Origin of the sequence: Geobacter sp. AOG2, from assembly GCF_019972295.1 — a bacterium.
GTDB lineage: Bacteria > Desulfobacterota > Desulfuromonadia > Geobacterales > Pseudopelobacteraceae > Oryzomonas.
Map to the genome: position 1 here is coordinate 1393816 of NZ_BLJA01000001.1, position 16501 is coordinate 1410316.

Consider the following 16501-nt stretch of genomic DNA (forward strand, 5'->3'; position numbering starts at 1 on the left):
CTTACAACCACAGTCCTCGTGGGTGCTCTTTGGCGCGTTTGTTGCGCTGAACCCTTTTACAGAGCATAAGTTCGATCATGCTTTCTGCAAAATTAAGTCAGGAGGGATTATCCATGCGGCTTATTGTCTTTGTTGTTATGTTCGGTCTTCTTTCGTGCCAAGCTTTTGCAGGGGAACTCAGCTTACTCAGCGGTTATGGGGCGACAGATAACCCTGTCGAGAAAACCTTTGCCTGGCAATTGCAGTACATGGAGGGGCTTGGCGATCATTTCGCCTACTCCTTGTCGTACCTGAACCAGGGACACTTTATCGCGCACCACCGTGACGGCAATGCCGCCAATCTCTGGGTACGAACCAACCTGCTCGACCGGCAGCTTTCCCTGGGAGCCGGCGTCGGGGGGGTTTTCTATTACGACACCAAACTATCCGCCACCGCCCCGCCCCGGGACTTGCACGGCTGGGGGACCATGGTCCAAGTGGCGGCAACCTGGTATACCAAGAGCCGTGTGTTTTTTCAGGTGCAAGGCTACTGGATCAAGGGCGACAAGAGCTTTGATTCCCTGTCGGCGCTCGCCGGCATCGGTTACCAACTCGATGCCCCGCCTTTAAAGGGACCTGACGTAAAAGGAACTCATCAGGCCGGAAGAACCACCGACAACGAACTGACGGTTTTTGGCGGCGAAACGGTCGTGAACATTCCCGGTAACGGTCATTCAGGCGCCGTTGCCCTGGAATATCGGCGCGGGCTCTGGCGTTACCTGGAATGGACCGCGGGTGCCCTTTACGAGGGACGAAGTTCTTTGATCGACCGATACGGTGCGACCACCCAGCTCTGGCTGGCAAAAGCTTTTTTGCATGACCGTCTCGCCCTGGGTGTTGGCGGTGGTCCCTATTTTGCCATTGATCGCCGTGTCGACGCCAAGCATGTGCGAATCCCGATAATCTTCTCGACGACGGGGAGCTTTCGAATCAGTCAGGACTGGCTCATGCGGGCAACCTGGGACCGGATCATTACTAGGTACGACCGCGACACGGACATATTCCTCGGCGGCATCGGTTATCGGTTTTGAAGTTGACCGCTTCGGTATATAAACTTTGGCCGGGGGATACTTCGCCTCCTTCACCCCCCGGTCCTTTTTTTCGTTTGGGAGGCTTTTCTCCAGTGACACTGCCGGTGTTTTTTCTGGCCTGCTCAGGTTTGTCTTGGCGTTTGGCTCCTCCGGTGTTAATCGGCTTATATAATTGACCCACTTTACAATCATAATAGATAGTTATTACTATTGGGGGATCTGAATCGGCATCGACCACGGGTCGAAGCAAAGAGCCGATTCACAATCACCCCTCCCTCATTGCATCAAAATGTTGCATTTTTTGGATGGACTGCATCGATATATATCAAATGATATAACGAAATGGTTTTTTAAAATAATTGTTACGTTATTACAACAAGATATAAAAACGGAATTTTGGCATGCATTGTGTATTTATTTAATAATGGAATATTTAAGTGTCTTCAAAGGCGCAGAATTCACATTGAACCGTGCGGCTCGTTATATATACACATACATATCGAGGTATGGAGCGCAGACGTATAAAACATAAGAGATGTCCGGTAAAGGTGGGGCTCTTCACAAAGGTGTGGTCAAACGATTCTTATTTACCCCAAGCAAATGAGGTGAATAAACACCGCAAGCGGTTTCCATTGAGGAGGTGCCGCATGGAACTGGAACAGACTGGGATGGTCTGGAAAACTGAAATTACGTTAATGGACACTGTGTTAGGCATTGAGGTGTTTTCGCGGGCAAACGGAAAATGCTTTGCACTCACCCGCTACAGCCCGGAGGATGTTTTTGTAACTGACGGTCAGAATGAAGAAGATGCACTTATGCAGCATAGCGTCGTGCTTCCTTTAGCCGTCAGTTGCAGGAAAAGAAGAGAGATGACTATGACTGCGGGCCACGAAGTACAAAGTTAAACTTCATGTCCATAGGCAGTCCAGGTTCGGGGCCAAGGCGGTTGCCGGCACAAAAACGGTGATGAAGTCGCCGACGCCGCATAACGACGTGCGGTATTCGCCTGTCGGCACAGGGAAATGCCGTGTGGACGAGAAACATTTTGTCCCTTGGACTTCATTAGCGGAGCAAGAGTATGAGACAGGGAGTTATCTAGGGCAAGGGCGGCATCGGTAATGGGGGACCCTCGTGTGTAGAAACAACAGAATAGACGGAACGACCACGGCAGGTTGTCATGGAAAATGCGCCGAGTCTGCGCAGATAAGTATTCCCGTAGTCGGACTTTAGAAACAGCATGAAGAATGTCACAGAGTTGAAGCCGCCTCTTTTGAACCAGGCCAGGCCGCGCCCTCAACTATAACGAACTGCGTACCGCGCAAACAGACTAAAAGATGCTCATGAAAGCTGCATTTGTCGTTGTTATTTATCTATCCTCTTCAGGTATTATCAAAATGATCTATCTATTATCAAAACGGTAAAGCATGCTTTTATTTACAGGCTCCTATCTGTTCAGGCGATAGGGCTGAGGCTAAACAGGGTCAGTAGCTGATATATGTTGTTGTATAAATAATGTAATAACGTTGAGCGGTTGTAAAATAAATAATGTTTATTTACAGGTATTTGTATTCTAGCGTTAATTTGGCATGCGTTATGAATATATATTTATATCGATGCTAGACTCGCTGGTTATTCTGTTTGGCAACACGAAATTTCAGTATTACACGAGCTCATTTGTGAGCCTCCTTTTCATGTGGTGGGGGAACAGTCCCCCCCTTTTTTAGACGCACTCAAGCACCAGTCGAAATATAAATACATATATATCGACTGGTGCGATAACCCCACTCGGGAAAAAGGACAAGGGATGGACTGGCTGAAAGTGGCAATCGATTACGGAGTCATCGGGCTTTTGATTATCTTGAGCGTGGCTGCGGTGGGTATCGCCATTGAGCGAGGATTGTACTTCAAAAGGGTATGTATCGGTGACTTTACCTGTAAACGGGAACTGGAACTGGCCTTGACGAGAAAACTGCATCTGATCGCCACGATCGGCAGTAATGCCCCCTATATCGGGCTCTTGGGCACGGTGCTCGGCATCATGCTGACCTTCGCCACCATGGGGCAGGAGGGCATGATGGACAGCAGCCGGATCATGACCGGACTGGCCCTGGCCTTGAAGGCCACCGCTGTGGGACTCCTGGTGGCCATCCCATCGGTGACGCTTTACAACCTGTTGCTGCGCAACGCCAAGGAACTCCTTATGAAATGGGATATTCGTCATGGACGAGAAGGAGTTTGACTATCTGAACGTCATCCCGCTGGTGGACGTCATGCTGGTGCTGCTGACCATCGTGCTGACCACCTCGACCTTCATCGCTCGGGGCGCAATCCCTGTGGACCTCCCCAGAGCGGCCCACAGCCATGAGGAGGGTCTGAAGACCCTGACCATCGAGATCGACTCACATGGCACGATCTTCTTCAAAGCCGAGCCTGTCACGCTGCCGCTTCTTCGGGAACGGCTGCAACCGGCTCCTCGGTCGACGCCGGTGCTCATCCGATCCGACCGCGGTATCCCGCTCCAGGACTTTATTGATGTGCTCGACCTGATCAAGGGGAGCGGTTTTGCCAAGGTCAGCGTGCAGACTGATCAAAGACAAGGAGGAAGCGGAATATGACCCAATGCCATTATTGCGAATGGCGGTGTCGTCTCGATGAAACGGCCAGTGGCCGTTGCCGGATGTACCTGGCGACTGACGGTGGCATCCGGGAGCGGTTCCCCGGCAGGTGGAGCGGCTATATGGTGGCGCGAATCGAGACCATACCGTTTTATCATGCTTGGCCCGGAAGTCGTTGCCTGACCATCGGGACCGTGGGGTGCAATTTTTCCTGCACCTACTGTTCCAACGCCTTCGTCGCCAAAAAGGACCCGCTTGATGTGCTTCCAACGCTCTATACCTTCACGCCGCATGAAATTGTGAACATGGCCGCCAAGCTGGGTTGTCACGCCATTGTTTTCAATGTCAACGAACCCGCGGTTTCGTTGCCGACCCTCGAACAGGTCGCCGACGAGGCCCGGCGATCGGGGATTCACATGGGATGCCTCACCAACGGCTACACCACTGAAGAATCAACCGAGCTATTGGCCAAGATTTTTTCGTTTATCAACGTCAGCCTGAAAGGGCTGGCACCGGAATTCAACAGGGCCTGCATCGGCATCCCTTCTGCGGCGCCGGTGCTGCGCAATATCCGCCGGTTGGCGGAGTTATGCCACGTTGAAATCACCACGCCGATAATCCAGGGAATAAATGACAACGAGATCGGAGAAATAGCCGACTTCATAGCCGGGGTGGATCGGAATATCCCCTGGCATGTCCTGAGGCTTTTACCGGAAGACGAGATGAAAGCAGCGGATTATCCGGATATCGAGACCATCAACAGAACCCTCGACTCGGTCCGGTCCAGGCTTGCCTATATCTACTTTCATAACTTCGTCGGTTCCGACTGGGTCAATACCGTTTGTCCAGCCTGCGGCGAGACGGTCATGGAACGTTTCAGTCTGGGGTGCGGCGGAGACCGGTTGCAGGCCTATTCCTGTGTAGATGGCCGCTGCCCGGAATGCCATGAGCCCATACGTCTCGCAGGTACCTTCACCTCCTGGAACTCCGGCGAGGCGACGTCATGAGCATCGCCATCATCGACGCCCGGGAATGGCAACAACAGTTTGATCTGCGGACAGGCATAAAGGCGGACGCCTCCGGCCCGCTCACCGACAAGGTGAAACGGATCATCGGGACACATTATTATCCCGGTGATATGGACCCGGCCAGCAACCGTTGGGTATCGGACATGGCGCTCAAGGTGATCGAGACGTATGCGCCCCAATTCGTTTTCCTGACCTATGCCCGCCAGTACTTTGTGGATCGATTCGGCTCGCTGACGCAGTCGGAGCGCCGCGCCATGATTGCGGACGTCTTTGCCGAGACGGAGTACTTTGCCCGGCAGTCCGGCTGCGAGACCATGATCGTGGGCCGTGGCGGCATGATGCCGTTGGCCGGCGAGATCGATCTCACCAAGCTTAACGGATTGGCTACGTTGTCCCACTGGTCGGCGCGTTATGCGGGATTGCACGGCCCGAGCGCCGCCGATCTGGAACTGCTGGCGGCGGACAAACACGTCGCGAGAATCGTGTCGCGGGCCGAATTCCTCGCCCTGTTCGCCGGGGAAGACGAGCAGGCGGGGCGTGTGCCCGATTACCTGCTCGTCGCCAAACCGGGGCACGCCTTCCGTGCTTTGGGCTGTACGATCCGGCGTTCTGTCATGATTCCCGAGGCCGGCGAATACATTCCGGTCATGGGTGACATCTTACCGGGTGGGGAGATCACCGCCATCAAGCCGGCCATCATGGATGCCCTCGGTCGGGGGAGACGTGTCGCTCTCATCGTCCTAGAGGGGGTCGGCATGGACGACTTTCCGGCGGAGGCCGTCCCTTGCCGCAACGGCAAAGGATGGTTTCACTACGAACCGGGTGATGCCCAGTATCTTACCATTACCGGTGGAACCCATCGGGTCTTCGACTATCCGCCGGGATACCGTTTTTACGCTGAAGATTCCGGCCACAAGGAATATCCGCTGTCGGGATATTTCAACCGAATTCCAGCCGGGACCATCGGCGTCGATTTTCCAGGCAGAAGCATTGCCGTGGGCAATAAGAGCATGTTCATGCACATGGTGGCCGGTACGGATATTTGCGTGGAGTGCTTTGCCCGGAACCTCTACAACCAAGGCACCCTAGCTGTGGTACATCGCGAGGATAAGGCATGACCGGTACAGCGGACGGAACGGGCGTCGAGCGTGTCGAAAACGCCGTACTTCTGGATGAAACGGCGGCGGTCCTGCGCCGATTGTATGGAGGAAGAGAGGCCGATGTCCGCATCGCACGGGTAATCGTCGGGATATACTTCGTGGGGGTCATGCTGGACAACGGTCAGACCGGCATTGCCTATACACCGCCGGAAATCATCAACCGGGGCAGCACCAGGCTGTTGGCCCGCGACACCCGGATGGTAAAAGGAATGCAGGTCAGTGAAGCACTGGACGGAGGCGTCTCGGGCGAATTTGCCGAGGTCATCCGGCTTGCCTTGTTGAACGCCCTTTCCGCCCCGCTGCTGACCAGCGGAGAGTACCTGATGGACAGCTCCGGTGGAGCCGGACCCACGGCGCTCTTCGCCGGCCGCCGGGTGTGCCTGGTGGGGGCAATCGTGCCGTTGATCAGGAAGATTAGCGGGCTGGCAGCCGAGATCATAGTCATAGATCACAAGCAGGATACCCGGAAACTGTTACCGGAAGTCATCCTGAGCGACCCGGACGATGCCGCTTCCGCCTTGGCGGCGTGCGATACGGCAATCTTCACCGGCGCCGCCATGGCCAACGGGACCTTGGCGGGGTTGATCGCGATGGTCGGCCGCTCTGCTGCGATGGCTGTCGTCGGGCCGTCGGCCGGGTGCGTGCCGGACGCGCTTTTCCGCAGAAACGTCGCCATGACCGGAACCGCCATCATCAACGACGGCAACCGGGCCCTGGATATTCTGGCCGAGGGAGGCGGCGCCTACCAGTTGTACGGGACCTGCGTCCGCAAGCTAAACCTGTTGAACGGCTCACGGCTGGAAGAGTTGGGCATACCATATCACGCAGTTCGAGGAGGGAACCTTCATGATGGATGATTATCCGGCTCTGCTGGCCGAGGCGGGCAAATTTCACGGTGAGGTGTGCACCGGGATCGAGATCGGCACACGTATGACCATGTGCGGGCTCGCACGTATCGGCATCAGCGACCCCAAGGGAACCGACCGGAAAAAGTTGATGGTGTTCGTCGAGGTGGACCGGTGCACAACTGATGCGATCATGGCGCTGACCGGCTGCAAACCGGGCAAGCGAACCATGAAAATCCGCGATTATGGCAAGATGGCCGCTACATTCATCAACTTGGAGTCGGGCAAGGCAATCCGGGTCGTGACCCGGATGGGCCGCAAGCAGAACAGTGAAGCGCCGCGGGAGAAACCTGATTTCGCGGGAGCGCCGGAGAATGAGTTGTTCTCCATCATGGAAGTGGAGGTGCCGTTGAGGCCTGAGGATATGCCGGGGAAACCGTTGCGTCGGGTTATCTGCGACCGGTGTGGGGAGAGCGTGATGGACGGGCGCGAAGTAGAGCATCAGGGTGAGACCCTGTGCAAGCCATGCTTCGATGGTGCGGACTACTATCGCACTCCTGCATCCCGTGCGGTCAGTGCATGAACTTGATGTAACTACAATAACAGGAGGAGGATGATATGCGGAGGTTGGTTGCAGTAAGTCTGGCTCTCTGTCTGGGGGTGGCGGTTACGCCGGCAGCAGTTTGGGCAGCGGACGTCGAACAGGTGGAGATGGAGCGGATCGGGGTAAAGGCCAAACGGGATGTCCTCCCTGTGTATAGCCCGGTTGCCGCCACGGAAAGCACGAAACTAACTACGGAGATCATCGATAGTGAGGAGATAAAAGCCACCAACCCAGTGGATTTTTACGACCTAATCAGCCGCGGCGCCGGTATGCAGGAGAGCTTCCAAGGGCGCAAGATCATGAACTTCATGACCGTCCGTCAGGGCGGCGGGCTGAATCTCATCCTCGATGGGATGTATATCCCCAGCACCCAGGCGTCCCGAATCCTTGCACAATTCCCCGTGGACGCCATCGAGTCGGTCAGGATCATTCGCGATTCGACAAGCCTGTCACTGGGTCCGGTCAAGGCATTCGCCTCCTATGCCAGCGCTCCGAATGAGGGGTGTGTCGTCATCACCACCAAACGCGGCTACCGGCCCGATGGAGGGGTGGTAGCCCAGTATGGTTCCCTTGATACGCGCGAGTTTCAATTTTATCACGGCAACAAAATCGGCAACTTCGACTACCACCTGACCGGCACCTCGACCGGCACCAGCGGCAGGTCAGGTGAGTATGCCGACGCAAAATCCATGTCGTTTCTGTTCAGCAACGGTTACGAAGGACCGAAGCTCAAGGTGAGTTCCATGCTGTTTTACGACAACGGCAAGCGTGATTTCCAGATAGCCGACGGCACGAGTCCTGTCGCCACCAACATCCCTCATTGGGGATACGATCCCTTGGAGGGGCTCTGGTTCTCCTTCAATGCCAGCCTGCTCTGGACACCGACCCAGATTACGTCCTTGAACTACGGCCATGGTATGGTCGAGGATACGGAGTGGACCAGCACCTATAATGGCACGACAGGTGTGGAAACCCCAAAATCCAGCCATCAGCGCGACAGTTCGGACAACTACCACCTCTGGCACACTGCGGTCTTCGGCAACAACACGCTCAAGGCGGGCGGCCAGATGGTCTGGTGGCACGAACCGACCGGTTATGCCTCCTACGACGGCAATGAGCGCGAAGAAACCCTTATCGGCGGCTATATCCAGGACGAACACAAGTTCATGGGAGGCAGGCTTACCGTAGACGGTGGATTCAGAATAGACGCGGACTACATGACCACCGGCGTCGACAAATATTCTCCTACGATGGTGACGAACAAGAAGATGAAGAACGAATGGACCAAGCCGGTGTACGAAGTCAGCATCGGCACGGCCTACAAACTGGACCCGATTTACACGCTCAATGCCCGGTTCGGGTACACCCATGCCGACCTTGATTCCTATCTGGCCACGGTCGACAACAAGAACCTGCCTGCCGAGGAACGCTTCAAGTACGAACTGGGGGTGGGAGCAACCTATCACCCCGCCTTCAACCCCACGGTGACGATCTTTTACTACGACATCAAGGACTCGAAGAATGTCGCGAAGACCCAGACGTATAGTTCCGGTGGGGTACAGTATACCTACAACGTGTTCGACTCGTACAACGAAGGGCAGTGGGGGGGCGAAGTTTCCGTCGGCGGCAGCGTCCCCTATGGATTCGACTACAAGGCCAACTATTCCCACAAAGAATCCACGGTTTCATCAAATAACAACAGTATGCCGCGTGACTCTGCCTCGTTCCTGGTCGGCCATACCTATGGACCACTGAAGACCAATGTATCCATGCGGTATGTGTCGGCCTACGACCAGGGCACCAGCACCCCTCACGGAAACCTGCTCAAGCTCGATGCCAATATCGGCTACGACTATAAGATCAATCAATTGAGCGGTCGCATCATGGTCTTTGGCCGCAACCTGATGGATGACCGGTACAAGACCTCGCAAAATTACGCCGACGTCGGTACCACATTCGGGGTGCGCCTGGAAGCCGGTTTTTAGACCTGTCGGGGAGCGAGACATGAAGGAAACTGACGTTCCGGCATATAACCGAGTGGCCCTGAGCGCGAATGTGTCGATATATGCATTCTACGCCACCCGTATTCTCGAAAGGACTGGCATTTCAATGGGGAAATGCCTGGACGTCGGCTGTGGCGGCGGCTATCTGGGATTGGCGTTGTCGCGGCTTTCAAACTTCGACTTCGTTTTCCTCGATCAGTCGCCGGCCATGCTCCGCTGTGCCGAGACAAACATCCGTGCCGAAGGGCTCGCCGCCAGAAGCCGCATCGTCCAGGGTCGGGTTCAGGCCATCCCCCTGGATGACGCGTCCGTGAACCTGGTGGTGAGCAGGGGCTCGGTGCCGTTCTGGGATGACCTTCCGGCGGCATTCCGGGAGATTCACCGGGTATTGGCGCCCTTGGGACGGGCTTACGTAGGGGGTGGGCTCGGCCCTCCGGAACTGAGGGATGCGCTCCGGGAACAGGCCCGGCGGGAAGATCCCGGATGGCAGGGACGGGAACATGCCATCCCACGGCGTGACACGGCTGAATACCGGGAGGCGCTCAACGCCGCCGGCATAGCGAACTTTACGGTTACCCGTAGCGACGAGGGGACATGGATCGAATTCGGGAAAGGATAACAGGGTGAAGGCCGAAGGCAAGGCATATCTCATCTCGGCATGCCTGCATCTGGCGGTTGTGGGAGCCGCTGTCGCGAGCGCCACGTTCCCCAAGGCAACTCCTGCTCCGGTTCCGGTCGACGTTACGTTGCTCCCGGCAGAACAGCCAGATGGTGCGGCTCAGGGTGGCAACCCCGGAACAACCGCTCCGGCGGCAATCCATGCTCGACGCTTTCTCCCTGTCCCGATTCTTCCCCAACCGTCTCTTCGGGAAATCGTACCTGACAGTCCAAACACCCGGCCCGAGGTGATGTCGACCGCACCGGAAGCCGCGCCGGTCGCTGTTGCCGCAATGCCGGAAACGGTTAATGTCGCGCCCGGCCCAGCGGTCGTCACCCTGGCCGCAGCCGGTCCCGTCTCCTCGCCGTCCGGTCATGGAAATGGTGGAAGCGGTGCCGGAGAAGGCCTGGATCTTGCCGGAACAGGCTCGGGGGCCCGGGGCGAAAGTATCGAAAGCCTTCGGGAGGGTTACATCAGGAAGAATTACGGTTACATCCGCGACCTTATTAACAGTAATTTGCGCTATCCCGGAAAAGCTCGCCGCTTGGGGTGGAGCGGGGCTCTCAAGGTCGAATTCCTCGTGCTGGAAGATGGGTCCGTGCAGGCTATCCGGGTAGCCAAAAGCTCTGGAGTGCCGCTTCTGGACCGCAACGCCGAGGATACGGTCCGAAGGAGCGCTCCTTTTCCCCGGCCCCCGGTCAGCGCCCGGCTGGTGATACCGGTGGAGTATGTGCTCGAATAGGAAGGAATGCTGGCATCTCTCATGAAATCGTTGAAACTTGTCATTTTTGCCCTGTTCTTCGTTGCTGTTGTCTTGGTGTCCCTAACCTTGGGGAAATACCCGCTACCCCTTGCCGAGATAACCGGCTTTCTGTTCTACAGGGTGTCCGGCTATGGCTCGTTCAGTACCGAACGTCTGCAACTGCTGGACAATCTCATTTTTGATATCCGCCTGCCACGGATCATGACGTCTGCGCTCATTGGTGCCGCATTGTCGGTGTCGGGGGCTTCCTATCAGGCCATGTTCATCAATCCCCTGGTGTCCCCGGGGATCCTCGGCGTTCTTGCCGGCGCCTCTTTCGGAGCGGCACTGGGGATGGTCTTCATGAAAACCTGGTATGCCGTGCAGATTTCCACCATCATCGGCGGCTTTGCCGCTGTGGCGGTCACCATCGGCATTGCTCGCGTTTACCGGATGCCCAGCACCATCATGCTGGTACTGGGTGGGATTATCAGCGGGGCGCTGTTCAGCGCGCTCCTCTCCATCGTCAAGTACCTATCAGATCCATACAATCAGTTGCCGGCCATCACCTTCTGGCTCATGGGGAACACCACCATGGCGGACCGTGATATGGCCGTCAGGTGCGGCGTGCCGATCTGTCTCGGTATCATCTGCCTGATCTTCATGGCCCGCTACCTCAACGTACTCAGCATGGGGGACGAAGAGGCCCGCGCGTTGGGGGTCAACGTGGAACTGGTCAGGACGGCGGTCATCGTCTGCGCCACGGTCATCAGCACGCTGACCGTTGTGCTGGGCGGCATCATCAACTGGGTCGGCCTGATCATCCCGCACATCGTGCGGATGATGGTTGGCCCGGACAACGAAACGCTGCTGCCGGCATCGGTACTGGTGGGGGCCTCCTATCTGCTGGTGGTGGACGACATCTCGCGCCTGACGTTCAACGTGGAGATCCCCATCGGTATCGTCACAGCCCTGGTGGGCATCCCCTTTTTCATGGTGGTATTGAAGAACAGCCGGAAGGGGTGGCAGTGATGGCGCTGATCGAAGTGCGGGACATCGCCTTCTCCTATCGCCGGCTGGAGGTTTTGAACAGTGTCGATCTCGACATTAGGGAAGGAGCGGTAACGGCGCTGCTGGGGCCCAACGGCAGCGGCAAGACCACACTGCTCAAGCTGCTGATCGGACTTTTGAAGCCGACGCGGGGCAATGTCCACCTGAACGGCGCGGATATCCGCACCCTCGGGCACCGGGAAGTGGCACGGCAGATGGCGTACGTGCCGCAAATGCACAAGGAGGCGTTTGCCTACCGAGTCGTCGACGTGGTGCTCATGGGGCGGATGCCGCACAAGGGCTTCTTTTCGCCGTATAGCGCCACGGACCGGCAGATCGCAAGCGAGGCTTTGGAAAAGCTCGGTATTGTGCGCCTCGCGGAACAACCCTATACCGAGATCAGCGGCGGGGAACGCCAATTGACCCTGATCGCACGCGCTATGACTCAGGGCGCGCGTGTTTTCGTCATGGATGAACCGACCAACGGCTTGGACTACGGCAACCAAATCCGCCTGCTGGAGCGGCTCAAAGGACTGGCGGCAGACGGGTACACGTTCGTTTTTTCCACCCACCACCCGGACCATGCCATGGCGGTCGCCGACCGGGTGGTCATGATGCGCGGCGGCAGCATCACCCATGACGGCACGGTGATAGAAACGATCAACAGCAAAAACCTGCTGGAACTTTACAGCGTGGATGTCCGCCTTTGCCCGATTGAGCCGGGGGTTTCGGTTTGTATCCCGGCGTTGCGGTGGGAACACGCGGCCAGGCACCCCGCGCAGAACACTTTATAAAATGGATCGGAGGAAAACAATGAAATCATGCTTGGCAAGTATCATCCGGCTGTCGGCGCTGTTGGCACTGTCCATGGCTGGCACTTCACAGGCGCGGGAGATCACCGACATGGCGGGACGCACGGTGACGGTGCCGGACGTCATCAGGAAAGCCTATGCTCCGTCTCCCTACGGTTCCTACATGATGTACTCGGTTGCGCCGGAAAAACTGGCGGGGCTCATGTTCGCGCTCAAGGAGGAGGATAAGCCGTATCTGCATCCGAGCGTTCGTAATCTGCCGTTGATCGGGGGGTTTTCCGGCGAGTCGATGCAGACTAACATCGAGGTGCTGATGAGGGCAAAACCGGATGTCATCGTGATCTGGGCGGGAAAGGCGACTCCGTTTAATCGGAAGGCAGAAGAGGTTCTGAAAAAACTGAATATACCCTTTGTCTATGCCACGGTGGATACTCTGGACGACTATCCGGCCGCCTATGCATTTTTCGGCAAACTGATGGGCAAGGAGGCCAAAACGGCGAAAGAGGCTGAATACACGAGGAAAACGTTGCATGATGTGGATGCTGTGGTGCGGAAGATTCCCACCAGCCGAAGGCCGAAAGTCTACTATGCGGAAGGGGTGGATGGCCTCTCCACTGAATGTGACGACTCCATTCATGTACAACTTATGAAACTCGCTGGCGACGTTGATGTACACCGTTGCCATACGTCGAACCACAAGGGGTTTGAAAAGATCTCCCTGGAGCAGGTCATCATGTACAACCCTGACGTGATCGTGGCTCAAGAGAAAGTGTTCTATGATAAGATAAAGAGCGATCCGGCATGGCGTTCCGTCAAGGCGGTACGCGATGGGCGTGTCTACCTAGTGCCGCGCACCCCGTTCAACTGGTTTGACCGTCCCCCGTCATTCATGCGTATCCTCGGGTTGAAGTGGCTTATGAACTGCTTGTACCCGAAAGAATTTCCTCTCGATATCGTAAAGGAGACCAAGGAGTTCTACAAACTGTTCCTCGGGGTAACGCTTTCCAATGGGGATGTAAAAAAGATCGTCTACCGTTAGCCGGCAGGAACGAAACAGCCCCGGCGGAAACCCGCCGGGGTTCCTATGTGTCGGTATTTGGCGGAAAACCGAGCGCCCAACGATTGGCACTCTGTCCATTACACCGACATGGCGCGGGGTGGGGCGGAGGCAGCACTGGCAGGCAAGAGAGAAGGGGGCTCACCACAGAGCCCCTTTCAGTTTTGAGTGCGCTCCATCAAAGATATACTGTAAGGAGTTGGGGGAGTATCGGCGAACATAACCCCGCAAAAAGAAGGTGAACTTAAACCCGTGAAGTCACAGGTAGCGAAAGAGGGAAAATAAATAGATGCCGGTTGCTGATTTCTCAGCCTATTGTAAGATGTTATACAACAAGTAACACCGTCAGGCAGACCGTCCTAAATTCGAGTTTCAGGTCAACGCCGGATTAAAGTGCCTAATTTTAAATTGCTTTATCATTGTGTACGTGCAGGGAGGCTGACGCAGGCAGAATCGTCATCTTGTTGAGGAGACTCACTCCTCTCTTGAGAGGCTAGAGCATTTATTTTGGTCACCCTGTCCGGTACGGGTATTAAAAGGAGAGCTAAATGTTCAAAGCGATCATGATTGAGAAAGACGAGGCGGGTTACCGGGCAACTCTCAAAGAGTGTGATGAGGCACAATTGCCTGAAGGAGACGTAACCGTACGAGTAAGTCATTCAACCCTCAACTACAAAGATGGGCTTGCAATTACTGGTCGGGGTCCTGTCGTTCGCGCGTTCCCGATGGTGCCCGGGATTGATTTGGCCGGTATTGTCGAGGAAACCGGCAACCCGGCGTATCGGGTCGGCGACACCGTGCTCCTGAACGGTTGGGGAGTAGGTGAAGGTCATTGGGGGGGGTTGGCTCAGAAGGCGCGCTTGAAAGGTGAATGGTTGGTTCCACTTCCTCCACAATTTACACCCCGGCAAGCCATGGCCATAGGTACCGCGGGCTATACTGCAATGCTGTGTGTGCTCGCTCTGGAGCGTTACGGCGTAACGCCGGACAAGGGAGAAATCCTGGTCACTGGAGCTGCCGGCGGTGTTGGTAGCATCGCTGTGGCGATACTGTCAAAGCTCGGCTATACGGTTGTTGGCGTGAGCGGACGGCCGGAGGAAACGGACTACATTAAAAGTCTGGGAGGCAGCGAGGTGCTGGAACGGTCAGTCTTTTCCTCTGCGGGTAAGCCTCTCGGGCGGGAACGCTGGGCCGGTGCGGTCGACGTCGTCGGCAGCCATACACTGGCTAACGTGTGCGCTACAACCAAGTACCGTGGTGTTGTGACCGCCTGTGGTCTTGCCGGTGGCATGGATTTTCCGGCGACTGTCGCGCCTTTTATTCTTCGCGGGGTGACCCTCGCCGGCATCGACAGCGTGATGTGCCCGCGTAACGACCGTCTCATCGCTTGGCAACGTTTGGGCACGGACCTTGATATTTCTAAACTGAGCCTGATCACCAATGAGATTGGCCTCAGTGAAACCATTCCCATGGCAACAAAACTGTTGGACGGTCAGGTTCGCGGGCGGATTGTCGTTGATGTGAATGCCTGACTTAATGCTATGTGTTCCGTCGCGTGTTACTCTGGGGCACATCCCCGTGACAAGTTTGGCATTACGGAGAGACCCTGTGAACACGGCCAGTCCAGGCCGCATTTGCCCCTGTAATTTCGTCTGTCGCGAGTGATATTGTCCCGATTGCAGCAACATTGCTGGCGTCTCCATCCCAAGTTGCTTACGTCTTATCTTTTTCAGCACTCGGAACAGTAGTTGTTTTTAGGAGAATTGCGGCATACGCTGGTGGCATGTCCATGGCTGAAATGGCTGTGCGTGCCGTATTCTGGAGATGCTGCAACTGGCTCTGTTTCGCCACGAGGAGATGGTATGAAAGTCGGTATTGTCGGAGGTGGTTTTGTTGGGGCGACCGCGGCATACGCTATGGTGATGGGGGGAGTCGGCCGGGAGATCGTACTGATCGACAAGAATGAAGCCCGCAGCCGCGCTGAGGCGAACGATATTTACCATGCCGTTCCCTTTGCCCGGCCGCTGAAAGTGACCAGCGGCGGTTATGCCGACCTGAAGGGGAGCCGCGCCGTCATCATCGCCGCCGGTGTCAACCAGAAGCCGGGCGAGAGCCGATTGGAACTTCTGCAACGCAATGCTGCCGTGTTTCGTGATGTTGTGCCGGAGGTACTTGCCCATGCTCCTGACGCCGTACTGGTGATCGCCACCAACCCGGTGGATGTGATGACCCACTTGGCGGCGCGCTACGCGAAGGTTCACGGAGTTTCGTCAAGCAGGGTCCTCGGTTCCGGCACCATGCTTGATACCGCCCGCTTTCGTACCCTCCTGGGAAGCCACCTTGGTGTGGACCCGCACCATGTCCACGGCTACGTGCTTGGGGAACATGGCGATTCCGAGGTGTTGACTTGGTCGCTGGTGACGGTTGGGGGGATTCCCTTGAAAGAGTTTTGCCGTTTGCGCGGCGTTCAGTTTGATGTCGACCAGCGGCTAAGGATCGATCACAGCGTGCGCGGGGCTGCCTATGCCATCATCAAGGGGAAGGGGGCCACCTATTACGGGGTCGGCAGCGCGTTGGCGCGCATTGTCGATGTGATTCTCTGTGATCAGCGGGCCATCCTTACCGTCTGCACCCCTCTGTCTGAATCGTGGACGGAAGGCGACGTGACCGTCTCGCTACCTCACTTGGTGGGTGAGGCGGGAGTGCTGGCGACCTTTTCGCCGGTCCTGACTCCTGAGGAGGAATCGTCGCTCCAGGCCAGTGCCGCAGTGGTCCGCAGTGCCATCGAAGGGTTGGATGTGCCGCCCAAGACATAAAATACGGTCAAGATAACGCTTTGGCTTGGCACAAGAGTATC

16 protein-coding genes are annotated in these 16501 nt (G+C 56.3%); all 16 read left to right on the forward strand.

What is annotated here, in order from left to right; all coding sequences use genetic code 11:
* Positions 1-113: 113 nt before the first annotated feature.
* The 16 genes from LDN12_RS06380 (at position 114) to LDN12_RS06455 (ending at position 16460) form a co-directional block, all read left to right on the forward strand.
* Positions 114-1070 (forward strand): hypothetical protein, encoded by a 957-nt coding sequence (locus tag LDN12_RS06380; RefSeq protein ID WP_223921844.1) that lies wholly within the window; start codon positions 114-116, stop codon positions 1068-1070.
* A 647-nt stretch (positions 1071-1717) separates the two neighbouring features.
* Positions 1718-1975, forward strand: coding sequence for a hypothetical protein (locus LDN12_RS06385; RefSeq protein WP_223921845.1), 258 nt, complete (start codon positions 1718-1720; stop codon positions 1973-1975).
* 899 nt (positions 1976-2874) lie between these two features.
* On the forward strand, positions 2875-3309 hold the full coding sequence (gene exbB / locus LDN12_RS06390; protein WP_223921846.1) for a TonB-system energizer ExbB: 435 nt from the start codon (positions 2875-2877) through the stop codon (positions 3307-3309).
* Complete coding sequence (locus LDN12_RS06395; protein ID WP_223921847.1) at positions 3290-3685, forward strand: biopolymer transporter ExbD; 396 nt, start codon at positions 3290-3292, stop codon at positions 3683-3685. The genes exbB and LDN12_RS06395 overlap by 20 nt, the downstream gene beginning before the upstream one ends.
* On the forward strand, positions 3682-4692 hold the full coding sequence (locus LDN12_RS06400; protein WP_223921848.1) for a radical SAM protein: 1011 nt from the start codon (positions 3682-3684) through the stop codon (positions 4690-4692). Before LDN12_RS06395 ends, LDN12_RS06400 begins: the two co-directional genes overlap by 4 nt.
* A complete protein-coding gene (locus LDN12_RS06405; RefSeq protein ID WP_223921849.1) occupies positions 4689-5831 on the forward strand; it encodes a hypothetical protein in 1143 nt (380 codons plus the stop codon). The genes LDN12_RS06400 and LDN12_RS06405 overlap by 4 nt, the downstream gene beginning before the upstream one ends.
* Positions 5828-6730, forward strand: a complete 903-nt coding sequence (locus tag LDN12_RS06410; protein ID WP_223921850.1) for a DUF364 domain-containing protein — start codon at positions 5828-5830, stop codon at positions 6728-6730. Before LDN12_RS06405 ends, LDN12_RS06410 begins: the two co-directional genes overlap by 4 nt.
* Positions 6720-7301, forward strand: a complete 582-nt coding sequence (locus tag LDN12_RS06415) for an FmdE family protein (RefSeq protein ID WP_223921851.1) — start codon at positions 6720-6722, stop codon at positions 7299-7301. Before LDN12_RS06410 ends, LDN12_RS06415 begins: the two co-directional genes overlap by 11 nt.
* Positions 7302-7336: 35 nt before the next feature.
* Entirely contained in the window at positions 7337-9307 is a 1971-nt protein-coding gene (locus tag LDN12_RS06420; RefSeq protein ID WP_223921852.1) for a TonB-dependent siderophore receptor, read from the forward strand.
* A gap of 19 nt (positions 9308-9326) precedes the next feature.
* On the forward strand, positions 9327-9944 hold the full coding sequence (locus LDN12_RS06425; RefSeq protein ID WP_223921853.1) for a class I SAM-dependent methyltransferase: 618 nt from the start codon (positions 9327-9329) through the stop codon (positions 9942-9944).
* A gap of 4 nt (positions 9945-9948) precedes the next feature.
* Complete coding sequence (locus LDN12_RS06430) at positions 9949-10725, forward strand: energy transducer TonB (RefSeq protein ID WP_223921854.1); 777 nt, start codon at positions 9949-9951, stop codon at positions 10723-10725.
* Positions 10726-10746: 21 nt separating this feature from the next.
* The gene (locus tag LDN12_RS06435) at positions 10747-11757 is read left to right on the forward strand and encodes an iron ABC transporter permease (RefSeq protein WP_223921855.1); all 1011 of its coding nucleotides are present in this window, start codon (positions 10747-10749) and stop codon (positions 11755-11757) included.
* Entirely contained in the window at positions 11757-12569 is an 813-nt protein-coding gene (locus LDN12_RS06440; RefSeq protein ID WP_223921856.1) for an ABC transporter ATP-binding protein, read from the forward strand. Before LDN12_RS06435 ends, LDN12_RS06440 begins: the two co-directional genes overlap by 1 nt.
* Positions 12570-12588: 19 nt before the next feature.
* Complete coding sequence (locus LDN12_RS06445; RefSeq protein WP_223921857.1) at positions 12589-13626, forward strand: ABC transporter substrate-binding protein; 1038 nt, start codon at positions 12589-12591, stop codon at positions 13624-13626.
* 566 nt (positions 13627-14192) lie between these two features.
* Positions 14193-15176, forward strand: a complete 984-nt coding sequence (locus LDN12_RS06450; RefSeq protein ID WP_223921858.1) for an MDR family oxidoreductase — start codon at positions 14193-14195, stop codon at positions 15174-15176.
* A gap of 330 nt (positions 15177-15506) precedes the next feature.
* The gene (locus LDN12_RS06455; RefSeq protein ID WP_223921859.1) at positions 15507-16460 is read left to right on the forward strand and encodes an L-lactate dehydrogenase; all 954 of its coding nucleotides are present in this window, start codon (positions 15507-15509) and stop codon (positions 16458-16460) included.
* The last annotated feature ends 41 nt before the right edge of the window (positions 16461-16501 follow it).

Bases quoted from the DNA above. Each gene is read 5' to 3' on its own strand.
- LDN12_RS06405 (WP_223921849.1), top strand. From the start codon at position 4,689: ATGAGCATCGCCATCATCGACGCCCGGGAATGGCAACAACAGTTTGAT.
- LDN12_RS06450 (WP_223921858.1), top strand. From the start codon at position 14,193: ATGTTCAAAGCGATCATGATTGAGAAAGACGAGGCGGGTTACCGGGCA.
- exbB (WP_223921846.1), top strand. From the start codon at position 2,875: ATGGACTGGCTGAAAGTGGCAATCGATTACGGAGTCATCGGGCTTTTG.
- LDN12_RS06420 (WP_223921852.1), top strand. From the start codon at position 7,337: ATGCGGAGGTTGGTTGCAGTAAGTCTGGCTCTCTGTCTGGGGGTGGCG.
- LDN12_RS06425 (WP_223921853.1), top strand. From the start codon at position 9,327: ATGAAGGAAACTGACGTTCCGGCATATAACCGAGTGGCCCTGAGCGCG.
- LDN12_RS06400 (WP_223921848.1), top strand. From the start codon at position 3,682: ATGACCCAATGCCATTATTGCGAATGGCGGTGTCGTCTCGATGAAACG.
- LDN12_RS06440 (WP_223921856.1), top strand. From the start codon at position 11,757: ATGGCGCTGATCGAAGTGCGGGACATCGCCTTCTCCTATCGCCGGCTG.
- LDN12_RS06455 (WP_223921859.1), top strand. From the start codon at position 15,507: ATGAAAGTCGGTATTGTCGGAGGTGGTTTTGTTGGGGCGACCGCGGCA.
- LDN12_RS06395 (WP_223921847.1), top strand. From the start codon at position 3,290: ATGGACGAGAAGGAGTTTGACTATCTGAACGTCATCCCGCTGGTGGAC.
- LDN12_RS06415 (WP_223921851.1), top strand. From the start codon at position 6,720: ATGATGGATGATTATCCGGCTCTGCTGGCCGAGGCGGGCAAATTTCAC.
- LDN12_RS06410 (WP_223921850.1), top strand. From the start codon at position 5,828: ATGACCGGTACAGCGGACGGAACGGGCGTCGAGCGTGTCGAAAACGCC.
- LDN12_RS06445 (WP_223921857.1), top strand. From the start codon at position 12,589: ATGAAATCATGCTTGGCAAGTATCATCCGGCTGTCGGCGCTGTTGGCA.
- LDN12_RS06380 (WP_223921844.1), top strand. From the start codon at position 114: ATGCGGCTTATTGTCTTTGTTGTTATGTTCGGTCTTCTTTCGTGCCAA.
- LDN12_RS06435 (WP_223921855.1), top strand. From the start codon at position 10,747: ATGAAATCGTTGAAACTTGTCATTTTTGCCCTGTTCTTCGTTGCTGTT.
- LDN12_RS06385 (WP_223921845.1), top strand. From the start codon at position 1,718: ATGGAACTGGAACAGACTGGGATGGTCTGGAAAACTGAAATTACGTTA.